The sequence below is a fragment of the Polynucleobacter sp. P1-05-14 genome, from assembly GCF_018881675.1.
Lineage (GTDB): Bacteria > Pseudomonadota > Gammaproteobacteria > Burkholderiales > Burkholderiaceae > Polynucleobacter.
Window position 1 is genome coordinate 1 of record NZ_JACVPV010000009.1, and the last position, 17,392, is coordinate 17,392.

Here is a 17,392-nt window from a genome sequence, read left to right on the forward strand (position 1 = left end):
TGAATATATCCACTACTACAACCATGATCGAATCAAACAAAAACTAAAGGGATTAAGTCCGGTGCAATACCGAGCTCAATCCCTTCTGGTAACCTAACTAAACTGTCCAACTTTTGGGGGTCAGTTCACTAGGGTGGTTTTTTTCACAGCAAAATCAATTGAACAGTTAATTAAGCAGCTTTACGGCTTTTAGCAGCTGGCTTAGCAACAGCGTATTGACCTTGAATGTTTGCCAAAGCAGCATCAACACTCTTCTCAAAGTTAGCAAATGCGTCAGTTGCAGATGCGCGAACTTGGTCAAACTGTTGGAGTGAAGAATCAAATGCAGTTTTGAATGCAGAAACAAAAGCCTCGGAACCAGCAGGAGCTGTCTTAGTAGCCTCTTTAACAAACTTAACCAAATCAGCACGTGCGTCATTGATAGAAGCGTCAACTACTTGTGCAACCTCTTTGTTACCGTTACGAACTACTTGGTTTACTTTAGCTTGGTAAGCAGCAGCATATTTAGCGGCTTCTTGAGCAGCTTCTGGCTGAGCTAATTTAGCTAATTGCTGGGGATCCTTGATTGCCAACAATTGTGAGCTTGTATCTTGAGCAGCAACTAAAGCATCTTTAGCAGCAGCTTGGTTGATTTCAGCTAATTCTTGAGCGCTTTCAACAGCAACTTGTGCCAAATGTTTAGCAGTTTCGATTGCTTTAGCTTGTGCAGAAGCGAGTTGGTCGTTTAATTGAGTTTGGAACATGATTAATCCTTTATTTATTAAATGGGTTTTTTTTATTGCGATGCACCATTTTAAAATCGGTCTTTTGGAATTGCAAGATCTTTTTGTTGCAAAGCAACATTTATTTTAAAAACCTTCAATTTCAGGCTTTAAATGAGGTTTTTCAAGGACTTAACTCAGCCCTGAAATAGGGGAAAAGGCTAAAAATTAGGCCAAATCCCTCTAAAAATGACTGAAATTACCCGCCATTGAAAGCTACTTTACCCAGGTCGTAAAGTCCTCAGCACTTACCCTAGGGGTAATAAAGGTATTCACAATCTCGCTTTTATCGGCATAACCTAGTGCCATACCGCACACAAGCATCTCATTCTCTTGCGCACCAATACGAGGCAGGATGATCTTGGCATAGTCATTCCAAGCAGCTTGAGGGCATGTATCCAAACCCTCACCTCTGGCAGCAACCATCATATTTTGCAGGAACATTCCATAGTCAAGCATCGAACCTCTGCCAAGCTCCTTGTCGATAGTGAAGAAAATGCAAACGGGAGCGCCAAATGCCTCAAAGTTTTTTCGATGCTGAGCATGCATCTTATCTTTATCGCCTTTAGTAATCCCTAATAAACCATACAAGCCCCAACCGTTTTCACGACGCCTGTCTATATAAGGACTAAGCCATTTAGTGGGGTAATAGTCATAAGCGGATTGATATTCTTTTGCCAAATCGGGATTGAGTGCAATGTCATCATAAGCAGTGCATACTTTTTTGCATAATTCATCAAGCGCCTTACCCTCTAAAACATAGGCCTTCCAAGGTTGTGTATTAGTACCCGAGGGTGCACGCGCAGAAATATTGAGTAACTTGAGCACGGCCTCTTTGGAGAGAGCATCTTTTGTAAACGCCCTTACCGACATACGCGAGGTAATTGCCTCGGCAGCAGTTAATGTCTTCATAAAGATTCCTTAGCTTTATTTAGGTTTAGCGCTAATAGCTCTTGCCTTATGTAGCTTCCGATAACTATCGATCAAACGATGATGCCTATCTAACCCCGCTAACCTCATGCTCGTTGGCGTTAAACCGTAGAAACGCACGCTGCCATCGATTGAACCTAAAACGGCATCCATCCTAGCATCACCATACATACGACGGAAGTTCGATTCATAGTCTGACATCTCTAATTCATTATCTAGGTAAACTTCAAGGGCAGCATCTAGAGCTTGGTAAAACAATTTACGTTCTACTGTATTGTCGTTGTATTGAAGAAAGGTGCCCACTAACTCATGTGCTTCCTCAAATTGCTTTAGGGCAAGATGTATCAACAGCTTTAACTCCAGAACAGTAAGTTGACCCCAAACGGTATTCTCATCAAACTCAATGCCAATTAATGTGGCGATGTCGCCATACTCATCTAGCTCGTTATTTTCCAAACGATCCAGAAGTGCAATTAAGCTAGCATCGTCTAGTTGGGATAAATTGAGAATATCCTTGCGGAACAGTAAAGACTTATTAGTGTTATCCCAAATCAAATCTTCAATTGGGTAGATCTCAGAGTAGCCGGGCACTAAGATTCGACAAGCTGTTGCGCCCAGCTGATCATAGACAGCTACATAAGCCTCCTTGCCAATCTCTTTCAGAATACCGAACAAAGTTTCAGCTTCTTTAATATTCGAATCCTCACCCTTGCTAGAGAAATCCCACTCTACAAATTCATAATCTGATTTGGCGCTGAAGAAACGCCAGGATACAATGCCGCTGGAATCAATAAAGTGTTCAACAAAGTTATTGGGCTCAGTCACCGCCTCGCTGGCAAAGGTAGGTGGGGGCAAATCATTCAGACCTTCTAAGCTGCGACCTTGCAATAACTCAGTCAAGCTTCTTTCTAGTGCAACCTCAAGGCTTGGATGCGCGCCAAATGAGGCAAAGACGCCACCTGTTCTTGGGTTCATTAAGGTAACGCACATCACTGGATAGATGCCACCCAGAGATGCATCTTTAACTAATACTGGGAAGCCCTGCTCCTCCAGGCTCTGAATGCCAGCCAGAATGCCGGGATACTTCGCGAGTACTTCTTGCGGTACATCCGGCAATGCAATTTCGCTTTCTAGAATTTCACGCTTTACTGCTCGCTCAAAAATCTCTGACAAACACTGCACCTGGGCTTCGGCTAAGGTATTGCCAGCGCTCATCCCATTACTGACGAATAGATTCTCAATCAGGTTGGATGGAAAATACACAGTCTCGCCATCAGATTGCCGTATATAGGGCAATGAGCAGATACCACGCTCTACATTACCGGAATTGGTATCCACTAGATGCGAAGCCTTTAGCTCTCCATCTGGGTTATAAATGTTTTGAGAGTATTCATCCAAAATTTCAGTGGGCAATGCATCTTTCTTGCCAGGTTTAAACCAACGCTCATTGGGGTAATGCACAAACTCTGCATTAGCAATATCCTCACCCCAGTAAGCGCCGGCATAGAAATGGTTATTACTCAAGCGCTCGATATATTCGCCCAAAGCAGAAGCTAAAGCACTTTCTTTGGTTGCGCCCTTACCATTGGTAAAGCACATCGGGGAGTGCGCATCACGTATATGCAATGACCATACATTCGGAATCAGGTTGCGCCATGAAGCGATTTCGATCTTAATTCCTAGATTTGCCAAAAGACTCGACATATTGGCAATGGTTTGCTCCAGGGGTAGATCTTTACCCAGAATATGAGTACTAGTGCTAACGTCAGGCCTTAAGGTCAATAGACTTTGGGCATCAGCGTCAAGATTGGCAACTTGCTCGATAACAAAATCGGGGCCTTCCTGAACCACCTTCTTAACCGTACAACGCTCAATTGAGCGCAGAATACCTTGTCGATCAGTTGCTGAAATATCGGTCGGCAACTCAACTTGAATTTTAAAGATTTGTTTGTAGCGATTCTCTGGATCAACAATATTGTTTTGTGAGAGGCGAATATTCTCAGTAGAAATATTACGGGTTTCACAGTACAGCTTTACAAAGTAAGCTGCGCATAAAGCAGATGAGGCTAAGAAGTAATCAAAAGGTCCTGGTGCAGAACCATCACCCTTATATCGAATAGGCTGGTCAGCAATTACTGTGAAGTCATCGAACTTTGCTTCTAAACGAAGCTTATCGAGAAAGTTGACTTTAATTTCCATGGGGATGATTCCAAAATAGCGAAAAAAATGTTGTGAACACCATTATCCATCCCAACGCCATCTGCAGAATGTCTTAAAAGCTAAGTCAGCCACATTTGGCGATATATGCCATCCCGATCATGATCTTGGGTTTGCTTGGCAACATTAAAAGGTCTGCCTCCCCTGGGATCCGTGCCTTTGCCAGCAATATATAACCAGTTGCCTTGATTGCTATAAACATCATAGTCAATCAATTGATATTCAAACCAGGCACAACCCGCCTGCCAATCACCCCTCATGTCATAAATCCAATAGCTCGCCACAATTTGACGCATACGATTGGATAGATAGCCCGTTTTTTTCAATTCACGCATGCCAGCATCTATCAGTGATTCCCCAGTAGTACCAGATGACCATTTGATGAATTTTTCACTATCAAACTGGTTGCCAGGTAATTTACTTAAACCTTTGGAGTGATAGAGTCTTTTGTCATACTTGAAATGCAAAAACCGGAAGTAGTCTCTCCAGAGTAATTCAAACCAAAACCAGTAAGTTCCATCATTTGCTCCATGGCAAGATTCATAATCCGCTAATTGCTTTGCAATAGAACCCGCAGAGCAACAACCTTGCGCTAGCCATAGAGAGAATTTGCTGGAGTAATCTATACCAATCAGCTCATTACGTGTTTGCCTGTAGGTATCAGGAAGACGTCGCTCAAAATACTGCTAGATATGGGTATGAGCACTCCGCTCCCCGCCTCGAAACTTACTGCCACTAAATGTAGTGTTACTGTCAAATGCATTAATAGGGGGTATTTCGATAGCAGGTAATGAAGGAATGCTCTTGGGAGAATCAACAGGGGCAGAAAATCTTAAACCTCTCTTTTCAACTTGCTGACGAAATTGAGTAAAGACATCTGGCATCTCGTGCAATGGAAATGGTAAGGATTGAGCATCCAACATACTAGATTGCCATACTGGATTCACCCTAAAACCAGCACCACTTAATAGCGCCACTTGCTCCAACTCTTCAGGCGCTTGAATTTGCTCACAATAAATACGATCTGCTTGAGTCTGAGCTTTTAATTTCTCAAATACATGCAAGACATCACCGGTGACCTCATATAGGTCCGATCCCAGTTCTCGTAGCTGACTGCGCAATTCCTGAAGAGATTGATCCAAAAATACCCGACGATGCTCCCCTACCCTCGGAAATCCCCATGCAGTATCTTGCTCTAAGTTGGGCTGATGAATATAGACTGGTAGCAGATGATCTGCTGACTTACACGCCTGTAAAAATGATGGGTTATCCGCTAGGCGGAGATCATTTCTAAACCAATAGATTGCAGTTGTCATTTATCTACACCAATCCGAATCACTTGATTTCTATAGGCACCCGATAGCGCCTTTTTGACTATCTTATAGATGTCGAGATCAAACTCCACTTCACCCGACTGTGCCAACTCATAAAGCTCATCCTGATTAATGGCAGTGCCCAAATAGCACCATTTATCGACCACAATCATCTCGCCACCCTCTTTAATGGCAATGGCTCCAGAATATGGCCAAACCTGAACCTTAAAGAGGTCCATGGCTGTTTTTAACTGTAAATTATGTAAGGCGATAGGGGTAATGTTGATGCAGGTTCCACTGCATTGCTTTACTTGATAGCCAAAGCAAGATTTACCCTCAATACGCTTCTCCAAGCCAAGCAAGGCTTCGCATAAATGGTGTTTTTTTGCCAATGCCTTTAAATAAGCATGCGCCTCTCGCTTGCTATAGAACAAGCCGTATAAATTATCTTGCAAACCAGGAGCCAAATGATGATGAGTTACTAAAGAAGGTGTCAGAACACCACTAACATCCTCCTCTAAGCTCCAGGCACAAAGATCCTTTGATCTACGTAGCTTAATATTCAGAGAAGGCATACGCTCTTTTATCAATCTCGACTCAAGAATTAAAGCGCCTAACTCTCCACTCGTCTCGATCCAATCAATATCGCGAACCTGCAAAGAAAGTTTCATTTCTTTACGTTGCGTTAAGGCACCCTGAAAATGCCCCATCACCCTGCTCCGCAAGGAAATACTTTTGCCAATATAAAGAGGGGTCTTATTTTCTCCATAAAAGATATAGCAACCTGGGCCATCGGGTATGGAGTCAATTACACCCTGGTCTATGTTAGGGGGAAGACTAGCATTGCCAATGAGTTGGTTTATAGCCTCATTTAACTTTTCTTGCCCAAACTTTGACTCACACACACGCCAAAATTGAAGCAATAAATCAGCATCCCCTAGTGCACGATGTCTAGCACTAACCTTTAGTCCATGCGTACTAATGATGGTGTCGAGATTATGACGTGGCTGATCTGGGAAAAGTAATCGAGATAGCTTTACGGTACATAAAACTTTAGGCTTAAAGTCAATGCCAACCCTCTTAAAAGAGGTCTTGATAAAACCATAATCAAAGCGAGCGTTATGAGCGACAAATATTTTTCCCTCAAGCTCTTTTTTTAAATCTTCAGCCAACTCAGAAAAACAAGGCCGCCCTTGGACCATTGATGGCGAAATGCCAGTCAGTCTTTGAATATTTTGCGGGATATAAGTTTGAGGATCAATCAACTTTTCCCATATATGAATTTGATTACCCGCCAGGGTTTTAATGCCAATTTCAGTCATGCGGTCACGATCGAAATGAGACCCTGTGGTTTCAATATCTACAAAAGCTAAATCTGGGTAAGGGCCACGCTGACTGTTCACGCTAGAACCGTTAATTCCATTTAGCTTGCAGATGAAACTCTATTCAGATAGTCAGCAAAACTAAAAATAGAGTTTGGCCCGCGAGGCACATCCTCAACTTTTTTAAAGCTTGTTTTAACAACCTTTTGAGTTTCGCCTTTTTTCTTTTTTTCGTGACTAGGGGTAGCTTGCTTTTCTATTGGCAAGTATGGCTTTCGCTCCGGCGCAGTTTGAACCTCACTAAAGCGTGGAATGTAATCTTTGATAGCAGAGGCTAGCGTCACATTAGAGATGCAGCTCATCATGTAGGTTTCAAGTGATTGATAGAGCTCTTTAGCAATATCCGATACCTCCACTTTTTTCTTCTTAATTAGGTTCATTGCTAGAACGATATCCTTGATGGTAATAATTCTAGGATCCTTTGAAAGTTGATACCCGCCTGCCCGACCTCTAACTGCAGTCACAAGACCCGACTCCCTTAATGGACGCAGCAAAAGTTCGATACGACTGACTGATATATGCTGTCTTTTTGCTATCTCTGGAGCAGGGACAAGCTGCCCATTAGCTGAATGGCTTGCAATATCTACGAGGGTATTTAGAGCTACCCTGACTGCTTTGGTGACTTCCATGGGAGTTTCGGCATAAAAGTTAGATTGAGGCTAGTATGAAACTGATCCGAAAAGTGTGCTGCAGCGCATTAATTAACCCTATCTAACTTATGGTTGAAATAACTAGACCCCAGCATCCCCTTACCCATCGGCTACTTCGCTTTCTAGCCTGCATTCTGGCCGGCGGATTCATTTCTCAAGCCATAAGCTGCCTAGCGGCTTATTTATCAATTAGTGATTCACAAGCTGCGGGTATGGTGGCGCACATAGTAGTTCAGCAACTTTCCTACTACTTTTTAGGATGTGCGTTCGCAATCTTAAGCATTGCCAACATTCTCATTAAAAGGGGTTCGTCTCCACTTAAGAATATCCGCCTACCTTTACTAATACTGATGATGGCAGTTGCAGTGGTAAGCTTTCTTCTCATACCACGCATGGATTACTTGAGGGAAACAGCGCTAATAGATGGCATGCCGGTCATGCTCTCGCCGTTTGCCAGCTACTTTCAGATATTGAATATCTTGGTGCTGATGCTGCTGTTAACGCAGATCATTGCTAGCGTCCTGGTGGCATGGCGCCTGGCTAAATCAGAATCAACCTAGATGCGCTCGAATCACAGCAATCAAGGGTATCTGCTGCTCTGGTCTTAGAAACTGTCCCAACTCTATACGTAGGCTTGATTGGCTTATGTGAAAGACCTTTGACCCTTCCGAGGGCATTTCAATTTTGGCCCACTGCGTATTCAGTTCATACACAGTCTCTTTGTAGCCAATGAATTTTTTGACCAAAAGACGCTTGCCATCAATCTCAATCGTTTCACAATCTAAAGCATGTCTACAGTAGATTAGAAATCCGATTGTTACTGCAAAAAGCTCTAAGGCTGTAAAAATGGGAATGACCCATACTCCCGCTAAGAAGAACCCAGTTGCGACTGTCAGCGAGAGACAAACTAGAACAATATAGAACTTGAGGAGCTGCTTAGGAGTCAGCGCGCAGTTTCTGCGCATTTGCCAGCGCTTCATATTGATGTAGTTCTGGAAATAACTAGTGAGAGCCTATTGGCCTTTACTACGCTCTTGAGATTTAGCTAACTGGTCGGCGCTTCTTTGTTGAAAATCCACCATGGAGTGATACCCCATTTGATAACAAGGGCAATGCTTACCCAGAATCCAGCGAGCGAGTTTGATGCGTAGTTTTTGGACCATTTTTTACCTCTGATTGGTGAACCTCAAATGTAAACGGAAAACGCATTTATTGCTGAGCGCAGATTAAAACTGGGGGGATTTACCGCGAGATTCGCGTCAGCAAAAATTATTCAAATCCATTAAATTGATTAGATGACTAATTTAGACTCCACCACTCGAAAAATACCGCTATTCCCACTAGGAACCGTACTGTTTCCAGACGGCGTAATTGCCCTCAAGATCTTTGAGGCACGCTACCTCGACATGATTAAGACATGCTTGCGTGAAAAAACAGAGTTTGGCGTTGTTAGCATCATGAAAGACCAGGACTCCAAAGGAGATTCGCCTCTTGTTTTTTCCCAAATCGGAACTCTAGCCCTAATTGAAGATTTTGACCCCATTCAACCCGCCTTATATATGACTAGGTCATCAGGAACGCAGCGCTTTAGACTTCTTCATAGCCAACAAGAATCTAATGGCCTGTGGATAGGTGAAGTTGAGCTTCTAGCGAATGATCCCATTACCCCTATCCCTGAAGAACATCAAAAGGTCGTGAAATTATTGAATGAAATTATTTCAGTGATTCAGAGTGAAGATTTATTAGAGGAGTCCCCATTTAAGAAGCCCTTCAAGACCGATGACTGCGGCTGGGTATCAAATCGCCTTGCAGAACTGTTACCCATCTCCCTGGCCCAAAAGAACCATTTGCTAGCCCAAACCAACCCCAGAATCAGACTTGATCTGGTTACGGAAATTATCGAAGATGATGGCTTAAGCAATCTCATGCTGCACTAAATCCATGCTTGATGAGCTTATTCGTAAAACGATTCGTGAAATGGTGGGGGGCGGTGGACCACCGATTGCTTTTCTAACGCCAGCAGGCGATCGCGGCCTCTTTGGCCCGGAATCCATTGCCTGGAAAGTACATGCGGACTTTATTTCAATGATGATTGGCGGCATTAGCTCACTAATCATGCAAGCACTTCATCCTCAGGCCTTAGCAGGAGTTTGGGATCACTCCAGTTTTAGAGAGGATCTTAAAGGTAGGCTTGGTAGAACGGCTTTCTTCATTGCTGCCACTACTTATGGATCAACAGAGATGGCAGACAACATCATTAATAAGGTTAATCAGATTCATGCAAAGATTAATGGCTTTGATGAATTTGGAAAACCGTATTCGGCTACTGACCCGCATCTACTGGCTTGGGTTCATCTCACAGAAACACATAGCTTTATGCAGGCCTTCGAAGATTATCGAAAAGAGAAATTGAGTTCACAAGACAAAGATCAATACTTTGTTGAAATGAAATCGCTTGGCGAAAGAATGGGCGCTCATAATTTACCCATCACTTACGCCAAAACAGATATTGCGATTCAAAACTATATTCCTGAGCTTTACTTTGGGGAGCGTGCAAAAAGTATCCTTGCTTTGCTCGAGAACTTTCCTGGCAAGCTTGCTGCAAAGCCGTTTATCAAACTGATTACTCGCGCTGGCTATCTGAATCTTCCGGATTGGGTCTACCCCTTTATCAAGAGGCCTACCCCTAGCCTGATTGAGCGTTTAGCAGTGAAAAAGAGTATCGATTTAATTGCAGTGCCCATTCGTGAGGCCCTTAAAGATGGGGTGGCTGCCCACTCACTCCGCAGAGTTAATGGATAATTTATTTAGAGAGACATCATGATCACTAATTACCTAATATCAGGCATGGTTGGCATCATGCTTTTCTTTACTATCGTAGTAGCTCCGACTGTATTTAAGGCGCTCCCCGTTGAATGGTCCAGCAAGTACGTTCGGAACTTTTTTCCCAAGTACTATGCCTGCCTTGGCTTAATTACAACCGCCTGTATCTTCACGGCGCCCGACAGCGTCAGCAAGGTCTTACTAGCGATCTGCGCCCTACTCTTTGCCTTTACTTTGCTCCATTTGACTGGAAAGATTAACGAAGCCAAAGATCAAGGGCAAAGTCGTCGCTTTCATGTATTGCACGGCGCCAGCGTTGTCATCAACTTATTTCAGCTGATTACTTTTATTTATCTTTTAGTCAAACCGTCATGAATAGACAGATTACTCAGATTGGGGATTAACCTTATTTGGATCTGACTCTTCAGCCTTATTTTCCTTGATAGACCAATTCAAACTGGGGGCGGACATTTTTTCACCATCCCAAACTTGGCCACACCAACACTCACCTGCATCATTAATGATGCATACACCTGAGCCACAGCAACGCTTGTCTGGGGTCTTCATACATTAGCCTAATCAAGAAATTGAAATAAAGACTATTCTAGGGTTTTTATGAAAATAGCGCTTGATCTTGCAAGCAGTAAATGATGCAAAACCCTTTATTTGAAACCTCCCTCAGCGACCATGCCGCGAATATTTTGCCAAAGGATGGGGGTGCTCACTACCATCCCAAAGTCTTTACTGAACAGGATTGCATGGCATTAATGAGACAGCTTCAAGCCTCCCTTAAATGGGAGCCTGAACAACTCATGATGTTTGGAAGGCTGGTGACCACTCGGCGTAAAGTTGCTTGGGTTGCTGATCCTCTGTGCAGCTATACCTATTCTGGGGTAAAAAAGATTCCACAAGCCTGGACATCTGAGCTCGTCCTAATTAAAGAGAAGCTAGAGAAAGCATCACAAGCTGAGTTTAATTCTTGCCTACTGAATCTCTACCATGATGGAAATGATGGCATGGGCTGGCATAGTGACGATGAAAAAGAGCTTGACCCCTTATCACCCATTGCATCGCTAAGTCTTGGGGCACAGCGCAAGTTTGCCTTTCGCCATAAAAAGGACAAAGAGACTATTTCTCTTTATTTAGAGAATGGTAGCGCCCTCATCATGCATCCACCAATTCAAGAGCATTGGCAGCACGCTTTACTGAAAACCAAAACTGCGTCAGATATTCGCATAAATTTAACGTTTAGAAAAATTAATCTTCATGCCACATGAGTCCAGACACAAAGTCACGGTAGCTATTATTGGCGCAGGTATGGCAGGCCTTAGTTGCGCTGACAGATTGCAAACGCTAGGCTTTCAAGTCCAGGTTTATGAAAAGAGTCGCGGGCCAAGCGGTCGGATGAGCACTCGTCATGGTGAGGGTTGGTCAGCAGATCATGGGGCCCAATATTTCACAGCAAGAGATCCTGTGTTTATTGAGGCACTCAATACATGGATAAAGGCAGGTGTAGCTGCTGACTGGAATCCACGCTTATTTGTATATGAGGGTGAGCAATGGCGAGAGAGCCATTCCAGTGAGCGACGTTATGTGGGCGTTCCTGCCATGAACTCACCCGGTCAATATCAAGCTAAAACCATCTCAATTGAGATTAATCAGACTATCGATCAGATTTACCAGCAAGACGGTAAATGGTTTCTCCGTAGCCTAGAGAATGGCGATATTACCAAATCCTTTGATTGCTTGGTATTAGCAATTCCTGCGCCTCAGAGCTACGCTCTTACCAAATTAGTAGACCACTCCATTGAAACAATTTACTCTAGCGTAAATATGCAAGGCTGCTGGACGGTGATGGCACGGTTCTCAGAAAAAGTGGATATGCCATTTGATGCCGCCTTCATTAATGGTGAAATCATTAGCTGGATCTCTCGAAATAATTCCAAACCTGGACGTACTGGCCACGAGACCTGGACAATACATGCAAACCCCCAATGGAGTCAGCAATGGATTGAGCTAGATAAAGAGGAGGCTAGAAAGCTCATTCTAGAGTCCGCAAAAAAGCTTGGACTCAATTGCCAGAATGCTGAAATTTCTATCCATCGCTGGCGTTACGCAAGCGGAGCAATCAATACAGAAATGGGATTTATTCTGAATGAAACTAACAAGCTTAGCCTATGTGGCGATTGGCTTAATGGTGGCAGAGTTGAGGGAGCGTGGTTAAGTGGTTACAAATTAGCAAATGCAATGAATAATTTCGCAGAAACGAACCTATAAGGATCACACTATGTCGCGTAAGGCATCCATCGAATTACGAGATCTAAAACTACAAACTCAGATTGGCACATATAAAACTGGTGACATCATCCCTGATAATCATTTATTGGATCTCACGCTTTGGATTGACCCGAATCTCGTGTTGATTTCTGAGGATAAGATGAGCAAGGTCTTTGATTACGACCCTCTCGTACTTGAAATTACGAGGCTAGCTAGTGATGGTCATTATGAAACCCAGGAAAGACTGATTAGTAGAATCACTGAAGCCTGTGCTAGCTATTCACAAATTCAATCACTAGACATCAGCCTCAGAAAATCTCCCGTTCATAATAATTCGGGCTCGCTTGGCGTTAGACTAAGTCTTGATCAGGGAGCTTTATTACAATTAAGAAGCTAAATCTTATTTATTGATAAATTACCGTTGTAGTATTTATCAGCGATAGTAGGCGCCCTGCTTGCCATCATCACCATCCAAAAGATGCCCAGTTTTCACAAAGATAGTGCAACCCTCTTTACTAAAAGGTTGATGCAAGCTCATATGAGGACTTCTGATCCATGAACCGGCGGGATATCGTCCATGCTCATCTTCAAATACCCCATCCACTACAAAAATTTCCTCGCCACCGTAATGCTTATGCGGATTGAAATACGTTTGAGGTGCCCAACGAACCAAAGTTGAACCACTACCCTGCTGCATCAGCGGCATCACATTTAACCCTGGCACCATACCTTGATACCAAGGGGCAGTTTTAGTGTCAATTACCTCTCTCGCGACTTGATCTGGACCGAGATGTCGCAATTTCACGAAAAGCGTACAGCCAGTTTTACTGGATGGCGCATGAGAGGACCCCGGAGGATTCATCAGATATGTGCCGGCAGGGTAGTCACCAGTCTCGTCACCAAACACCCCATCCAAAACCAAGATCTCCTCACCGAATTCATGGGTGTGGGTTTTAAATTGGGTGCCAGGCTGATAGCGCACGATAGAAGTCGCTTTTGCTACCTCATCGCCAATACGGTCGAGCATACGCCGCTCAACCCCTGGCTCAGGACTCGGGATCCAAGGCAAATCATGGTGGTTAATGACGACTCGTTGGCTGTAATCAGAATTGATATTCACTTGGTTAATTTCACATAGGTAAAGACCCATAAGCATAGCAAGCTAATGGGATAGGTGCTTAAAGGAGAAAAGGGGGTGCATACCCTCTCATACAAACTACGCTAAAGTCTATTAAATACCCTGAATTCACTTAATGCTTTCAAAAGACTTTATGAGCTTACTTCCCAATCCATTTAATGCTCTCATCATTGGTGCCTCGGGCACTATTGGCTCCCATTTTGTCAAGCTCCTAGAAAGCAATCCATCATGCTCCAAGGTCATTGGCATACATCGCAACTCTGCTCATGCAATTGATTACCATCATCCACAGACTATTGAAGCTTCTGCAAGCAGTCTGACTGAATTAGGACCATTTCAATTGATCATCAACACTATTGGTATGTTGCATTCAGAAGAATGGATGCCAGAAAAGAAATTGGGTGATTTAAATTCAACTCAATTGGCCGAGATGTTCAATACAAACACCATTGGTCCAGCTCTAACAATCAAGCATTTCTCAAAACTCTTGGATCCAAAGCACAGCGTCATGGCAACGCTGTCTGCCAAGGTTGGCAGCATTGAAGATAACCGCCTCGGAGGCTGGTATAGCTATAGAGCTTCAAAAGCCGCGCTCAATATGATCATCAAAACGGCCTCCATCGAATTTGCAAGAACGAAACCCAATATTGCTTTGATTGCCCTCCACCCAGGCACCGTGAACTCTGGATTATCACAACCTTTTCGTGGACAGCAAATCGGCAGAGATCCCTTAGAGGCCGTGACTGATATGTTCAACGTTCTTGCGAATGTAAATAAAGAAGATTCAGGCAGTTTTCTGACTTACTCCGGAGAAAGGCTACCCTGGTAGAACCAGGGGACTACAAGAGTCCCGCAGTGGCATTTAGTAACGGAATAGGTACTTTAGAGGAAGTGAGCGTCCTTTTATAGGAATTGCCTTGTAAAAATCCTCCCCGGTTTAAAAAAACATCCTTGTAGCGGCAATAGAAAGAGTTTGTTGCTCAAAAATTTTCTTCAATAAGATTCTGTAGAATAAAAATCATGAAACCTACTATCAAAATAGACTATGTATCGGATGTTGCTTGTCCTTGGTGCGCTGTAGGCCTAGGCAATCTTAATCAAGCTATTGCCAAGTTTAGGGATCAAGTCAATTTTGAAGTTCGTTTTCACCCCTTTGAGCTCAATCCCAATATGCCCTTAGGCGGTCAAGATGCCATTGAACATCTCACCGAAAAGTATGGCTTAACAGCGGAAGAGGTCAAAGCCAATCAAGCCAACATTCGCACAAAAGCATTGGAGGCAGGATTTGAGTTTCATCCAGAAGGTCGAAAAAGGGTGTACAACACATTTGATGCTCACCGACTATTGTATTGGGCAGGGCAGGAGTTTGGACTAGAGAAACAGGCGATACTCAAAAAAGAATTGCTCAAAACTTACTTTTGTTTAGCAGTTAATTTAGATGACAGAGAAAATTTGATAGATGCGGTAATACGCTCAGGCCTAGATTCGGGTAGGGCTCAAGACGTGCTCAAGAATAATGAATTTGCTAGGGAAGTTCGAGAAGAAGAGTCTACCTACACAAATGCAGGCATAAACTCAGTTCCCTCAATCATTCTGAATGATCAATATCTTTTGCAAGGCGCCCAACCTACTGAGTCATTTGTACAAACATTCGAACAACTAATTCAAAAGAGCTAAAGATAAACTCCCTGTAGTTTTCAGTGGGCGCTTGAGTCGGGTAGATAGAAGCTCTGCATTCTCAATAACAGCGCTAACTTTTCAATTTTTTGCCTTAAGGCCTTAATGCCTTATATGAATTCTTGAGCTATCCTCTTACTTATGGCGGAATGGCAGAGTGGTTATGCGTGAGATTGCAAATCTCGCTACCTTGGTTCGATTCCAGGTTTCCGCCTCCAAATTTAGCACTCGACTACAGGACCTCTCGTGACCTTAAGCCCCCTTCCAGCTACTGCTTGGGATTGGTTGAAGTGACTTGATTTCCAATATCATTAGCGCTTATGACTAACATACTCTCCATTTCTCATCTTAATAAGACTTATCAATCTGGCTTCGAGGCCCTAAAAGATATTAATTTGGAGATATCTAAGGGTGAGATATTTGCCCTGCTTGGACAAAACGGCGCAGGAAAAACTACCTTAATTAGCATTATTTGCGGAATCGTGAGCCCCAGTAGCGGTCGGGTTTTAGTGGATGGTAAAGATATTATTCGCGATTACCGTGAAGCAAGAGAGTTAATTGGCCTTGTTCCTCAAGAGCTCTCTACCGACTCTTTTGAAACCGTCTGGAATACCGTAACATTTAGTCGAGGTTTATATGGAAAACTATCTAAGCCAGCATTCATTGAAAAGATCCTGAAAGACTTGTCCTTGTGGGATAAACGTCACAGCAAAATTATGACGCTATCTGGCGGTATGAAACGCCGAGTAATGATTGCGAAAGCGCTCTCTCATGAACCCAGCATCCTCTTTCTTGACGAGCCCACTGCAGGAGTTGATGTCAGCCTCAGAAAAGATATGTGGAATTTGGTCAAAATTCTGAAAGACAACGGCACCACCGTCATTCTCACGACTCACTATATTGAAGAGGCTGAAGAAATGGCTGATCGTATTGGTATTATTCGCAGCGGCGAGCTCATCATGGTGGACAATAAATTAGCGCTGATGAATAAACTAGGTAAAAAAGAGTTAACCCTTCAGCTACAAAGCCCGCTCCAGAGCCTGCCGAAGGAGTTGGATTTACCGAGTCTAAGTCTTTCAGAAGATAAATACGAGCTTACTTATCGCTTTGACTCCAAAGACGAAGATATTGATATTGCGCAGCTACTTCAAAAGATCACCAGCCTGGGCATTATCTTTAAGGACCTCCACACAAAACAGAGTTCACTAGAAGAAATCTTTGTAAATCTTGTTAACTCAAAGGCTGAAACACATGAAGCTTAATTACTATGGTGTACGCGCTATTTACAAATTTGAAATGGCAAGAACACGGCGTACATTAATGCAAAGCATTATTGCCCCTGTTATATCGACTTCCTTGTACTTTATTGTTTTTGGATCTGCGATTGGTTCGCATATGACTCAGATGGAGGGGATCTCCTATGGGGCATTTATCGTGCCTGGCCTCATCATGCTTTCACTGCTCACGCAAAGTATTTCTAATGCCTCATTTGGAATCTACTTTCCTAAATTTAGCGGAACTATTTATGAGATCCTCTCTGCGCCTATATCCCCATTAGAAATTGTGATGGGCTACGTTGGTGCTGCAGCAAGTAAATCGATTATTTTGGGCTTAATTATTCTGGCTACTGCTACTTTTTTTGTACCACTTCAAATAGATCATCCTTTGTGGATGCTATTTTATTTGGTGATCACGTCAATCACTTTCAGCATGATTGGTTTTATCATTGGTGTATGGGCGGATGGCTTTGAAAAACTCCAAGTAGTGCCTTTACTCATCATTACACCGCTGACTTTCCTGGGTGGAAGCTTTTATTCGATCTCTGTTTTGCCATCCTTCTGGCAAAAAGTAGCCTTACTCAACCCAGTTGTGTATCTCATTAGCGGCTTTCGCTGGAGCTTTTACAGCATTGAGGACGTGTCGCTTTGGGTAAGCCTAGGAATGACAATGTCTTTTTTAGCAATATCAATTGCCGTTGTCATTTGGATCTTTAGAACCGGTTACCGCCTTAAGAAATAACCCCAAAAGATAAAACCCCCACCCTCTCGGCCGAGGGATTTGTTTTATCGATGCAGTACGTTTTGCATAGCGAAACCATACATTCCCTAGCCCTTCAGAACAATAAGAGGAGTCCGTTACTTGAGTTTCCTAAAGGAATTTCATAAAGTGGGCTAAGCTGGGGACTGTTACGCAATTTAATCCCATCAACATTACTAAGATTAAA

General features: G+C 43.2%; 23 protein-coding genes and 1 tRNA gene. 13 read left to right on the forward strand and 11 right to left on the reverse strand.

The genetic code is table 11. From position 1 onward, the window contains the following. Window positions 1-97, forward strand: a 97-nt coding sequence (locus ICN37_RS06465; protein WP_216155889.1) for an IS3 family transposase, incomplete at its 5' end; no start/stop codon positions are given. A 73-nt stretch (window positions 98-170) separates the two neighbouring features. On the opposite strand, the gene ICN37_RS06470 is transcribed toward ICN37_RS06465, so the two are convergent. From ICN37_RS06470 to ICN37_RS06495, 7 genes are all read right to left on the reverse strand, one after another. After that, window positions 171-743 (reverse strand): phasin family protein, encoded by a 573-nt coding sequence (locus ICN37_RS06470; protein WP_215320727.1) that lies wholly within the window; start codon window positions 741-743, stop codon window positions 171-173. A gap of 234 nt (window positions 744-977) precedes the next feature. Next, complete coding sequence (locus tag ICN37_RS06475; RefSeq protein WP_216155800.1) at window positions 978-1,673, reverse strand: nitroreductase; 696 nt, start codon at window positions 1,671-1,673, stop codon at window positions 978-980. A 15-nt stretch (window positions 1,674-1,688) separates the two neighbouring features. Next, complete coding sequence (locus ICN37_RS06480; RefSeq protein WP_216155803.1) at window positions 1,689-3,890, reverse strand: OsmC domain/YcaO domain-containing protein; 2,202 nt, start codon at window positions 3,888-3,890, stop codon at window positions 1,689-1,691. Between the two features lie 80 nt (window positions 3,891-3,970). After that, window positions 3,971-4,543 (reverse strand): FAD-binding domain-containing protein, encoded by a 573-nt coding sequence (locus ICN37_RS11555; protein ID WP_255538481.1) that lies wholly within the window; start codon window positions 4,541-4,543, stop codon window positions 3,971-3,973. Between the two features lie 51 nt (window positions 4,544-4,594). Further along, window positions 4,595-5,224 (reverse strand): deoxyribodipyrimidine photo-lyase, encoded by a 630-nt coding sequence (locus tag ICN37_RS11560; RefSeq protein WP_255538480.1) that lies wholly within the window; start codon window positions 5,222-5,224, stop codon window positions 4,595-4,597. Then, window positions 5,221-6,624 carry an exonuclease domain-containing protein gene (locus tag ICN37_RS06490; protein WP_370623822.1) on the reverse strand — a complete coding sequence of 468 codons (1,404 nt, stop codon included), beginning with the start codon at window positions 6,622-6,624 and terminating at the stop codon, window positions 5,221-5,223. The genes ICN37_RS11560 and ICN37_RS06490 overlap by 4 nt, the downstream gene beginning before the upstream one ends. Before the next feature lie 20 nt (window positions 6,625-6,644). Next, entirely contained in the window at window positions 6,645-7,232 is a 588-nt protein-coding gene (locus ICN37_RS06495) for an Rrf2 family transcriptional regulator (RefSeq protein ID WP_072583930.1), read from the reverse strand. Between the two features lie 89 nt (window positions 7,233-7,321). On the opposite strand from ICN37_RS06495, the gene ICN37_RS06500 reads away from it, so the two are divergent. Continuing rightward, the gene (locus ICN37_RS06500) at window positions 7,322-7,813 is read left to right on the forward strand and encodes a DUF4149 domain-containing protein (protein ID WP_216155806.1); all 492 of its coding nucleotides are present in this window, start codon (window positions 7,322-7,324) and stop codon (window positions 7,811-7,813) included. Here ICN37_RS06500 and ICN37_RS06505 read toward each other — a convergent pair. Both ICN37_RS06505 and ICN37_RS06510 read right to left on the reverse strand, forming a co-directional pair. After that, window positions 7,805-8,233 carry a DUF2244 domain-containing protein gene (locus ICN37_RS06505; RefSeq protein WP_216155809.1) on the reverse strand — a complete coding sequence of 143 codons (429 nt, stop codon included), beginning with the start codon at window positions 8,231-8,233 and terminating at the stop codon, window positions 7,805-7,807. The two genes, ICN37_RS06500 and ICN37_RS06505, sit on opposite strands and share 9 nt — an antisense overlap. Window positions 8,234-8,266: 33 nt before the next feature. Continuing rightward, the gene (locus ICN37_RS06510; RefSeq protein WP_215320741.1) at window positions 8,267-8,416 is read right to left on the reverse strand and encodes a hypothetical protein; all 150 of its coding nucleotides are present in this window, start codon (window positions 8,414-8,416) and stop codon (window positions 8,267-8,269) included. Between the two features lie 132 nt (window positions 8,417-8,548). Between ICN37_RS06510 and ICN37_RS06515 the strand changes: the two genes are divergently transcribed. Genes ICN37_RS06515 through ICN37_RS06525 form a run of 3 tightly spaced genes read left to right on the forward strand, consistent with a single transcriptional unit; the run spans window position 8,549 to window position 10,451 of the window. Further along, entirely contained in the window at window positions 8,549-9,190 is a 642-nt protein-coding gene (locus ICN37_RS06515) for an LON peptidase substrate-binding domain-containing protein (RefSeq protein WP_216155812.1), read from the forward strand. A 4-nt stretch (window positions 9,191-9,194) separates the two neighbouring features. After that, window positions 9,195-10,055, forward strand: a complete 861-nt coding sequence (locus tag ICN37_RS06520) for an oxygenase MpaB family protein (protein ID WP_216155815.1) — start codon at window positions 9,195-9,197, stop codon at window positions 10,053-10,055. Between the two features lie 18 nt (window positions 10,056-10,073). Next, entirely contained in the window at window positions 10,074-10,451 is a 378-nt protein-coding gene (locus ICN37_RS06525; protein WP_216155818.1) for a DUF4149 domain-containing protein, read from the forward strand. Between the two features lie 9 nt (window positions 10,452-10,460). Here ICN37_RS06525 and ICN37_RS06530 read toward each other — a convergent pair whose 3' ends face one another. Continuing rightward, complete coding sequence (locus tag ICN37_RS06530; RefSeq protein WP_216155821.1) at window positions 10,461-10,643, reverse strand: hypothetical protein; 183 nt, start codon at window positions 10,641-10,643, stop codon at window positions 10,461-10,463. A gap of 80 nt (window positions 10,644-10,723) precedes the next feature. Between ICN37_RS06530 and ICN37_RS06535 the strand changes: the two genes are divergently transcribed. From ICN37_RS06535 to ICN37_RS06545, 3 genes are read left to right on the forward strand one after another with little or no spacing between them, the layout of a single operon-like run. Further along, a complete protein-coding gene (locus ICN37_RS06535; RefSeq protein ID WP_216155824.1) occupies window positions 10,724-11,353 on the forward strand; it encodes an alpha-ketoglutarate-dependent dioxygenase AlkB in 630 nt (209 codons plus the stop codon). After that, window positions 11,343-12,353, forward strand: coding sequence for an NAD(P)/FAD-dependent oxidoreductase (locus ICN37_RS06540; protein WP_216155827.1), 1,011 nt, complete (start codon window positions 11,343-11,345; stop codon window positions 12,351-12,353). The genes ICN37_RS06535 and ICN37_RS06540 overlap by 11 nt, the downstream gene beginning before the upstream one ends. Window positions 12,354-12,363: 10 nt before the next feature. Next, window positions 12,364-12,750, forward strand: a complete 387-nt coding sequence (locus ICN37_RS06545; protein ID WP_216155830.1) for a dihydroneopterin aldolase — start codon at window positions 12,364-12,366, stop codon at window positions 12,748-12,750. Between the two features lie 36 nt (window positions 12,751-12,786). On the opposite strand, the gene ICN37_RS06550 is transcribed toward ICN37_RS06545, so the two are convergent. Next, window positions 12,787-13,473, reverse strand: a complete 687-nt coding sequence (locus tag ICN37_RS06550; protein WP_216155833.1) for a cupin domain-containing protein — start codon at window positions 13,471-13,473, stop codon at window positions 12,787-12,789. 151 nt (window positions 13,474-13,624) lie between these two features. Here ICN37_RS06550 and ICN37_RS06555 point away from each other — a divergent pair, with 151 nt between their 5' ends. The 5 genes from ICN37_RS06555 (at window position 13,625) to ICN37_RS06575 (ending at window position 17,187) form a co-directional block, all read left to right on the forward strand. Next, window positions 13,625-14,320 carry an SDR family NAD(P)-dependent oxidoreductase gene (locus ICN37_RS06555; RefSeq protein WP_216155836.1) on the forward strand — a complete coding sequence of 232 codons (696 nt, stop codon included), beginning with the start codon at window positions 13,625-13,627 and terminating at the stop codon, window positions 14,318-14,320. Window positions 14,321-14,511: 191 nt separating this feature from the next. Then, window positions 14,512-15,168, forward strand: a complete 657-nt coding sequence (locus ICN37_RS06560) for a DsbA family oxidoreductase (RefSeq protein WP_216155839.1) — start codon at window positions 14,512-14,514, stop codon at window positions 15,166-15,168. A gap of 143 nt (window positions 15,169-15,311) precedes the next feature. Further along, a tRNA-Cys gene (locus ICN37_RS06565) sits at window positions 15,312-15,386 on the forward strand. A 102-nt stretch (window positions 15,387-15,488) separates the two neighbouring features. Then, window positions 15,489-16,430: an ABC transporter ATP-binding protein gene (locus ICN37_RS06570; RefSeq protein ID WP_216155842.1), complete on the forward strand. Its 942-nt coding sequence runs from the start codon at window positions 15,489-15,491 to the stop codon at window positions 16,428-16,430. Next, complete coding sequence (locus ICN37_RS06575; RefSeq protein ID WP_216155844.1) at window positions 16,420-17,187, forward strand: ABC transporter permease; 768 nt, start codon at window positions 16,420-16,422, stop codon at window positions 17,185-17,187. Before ICN37_RS06570 ends, ICN37_RS06575 begins: the two co-directional genes overlap by 11 nt. Window positions 17,188-17,392: the final 205 nt, after the last annotated feature.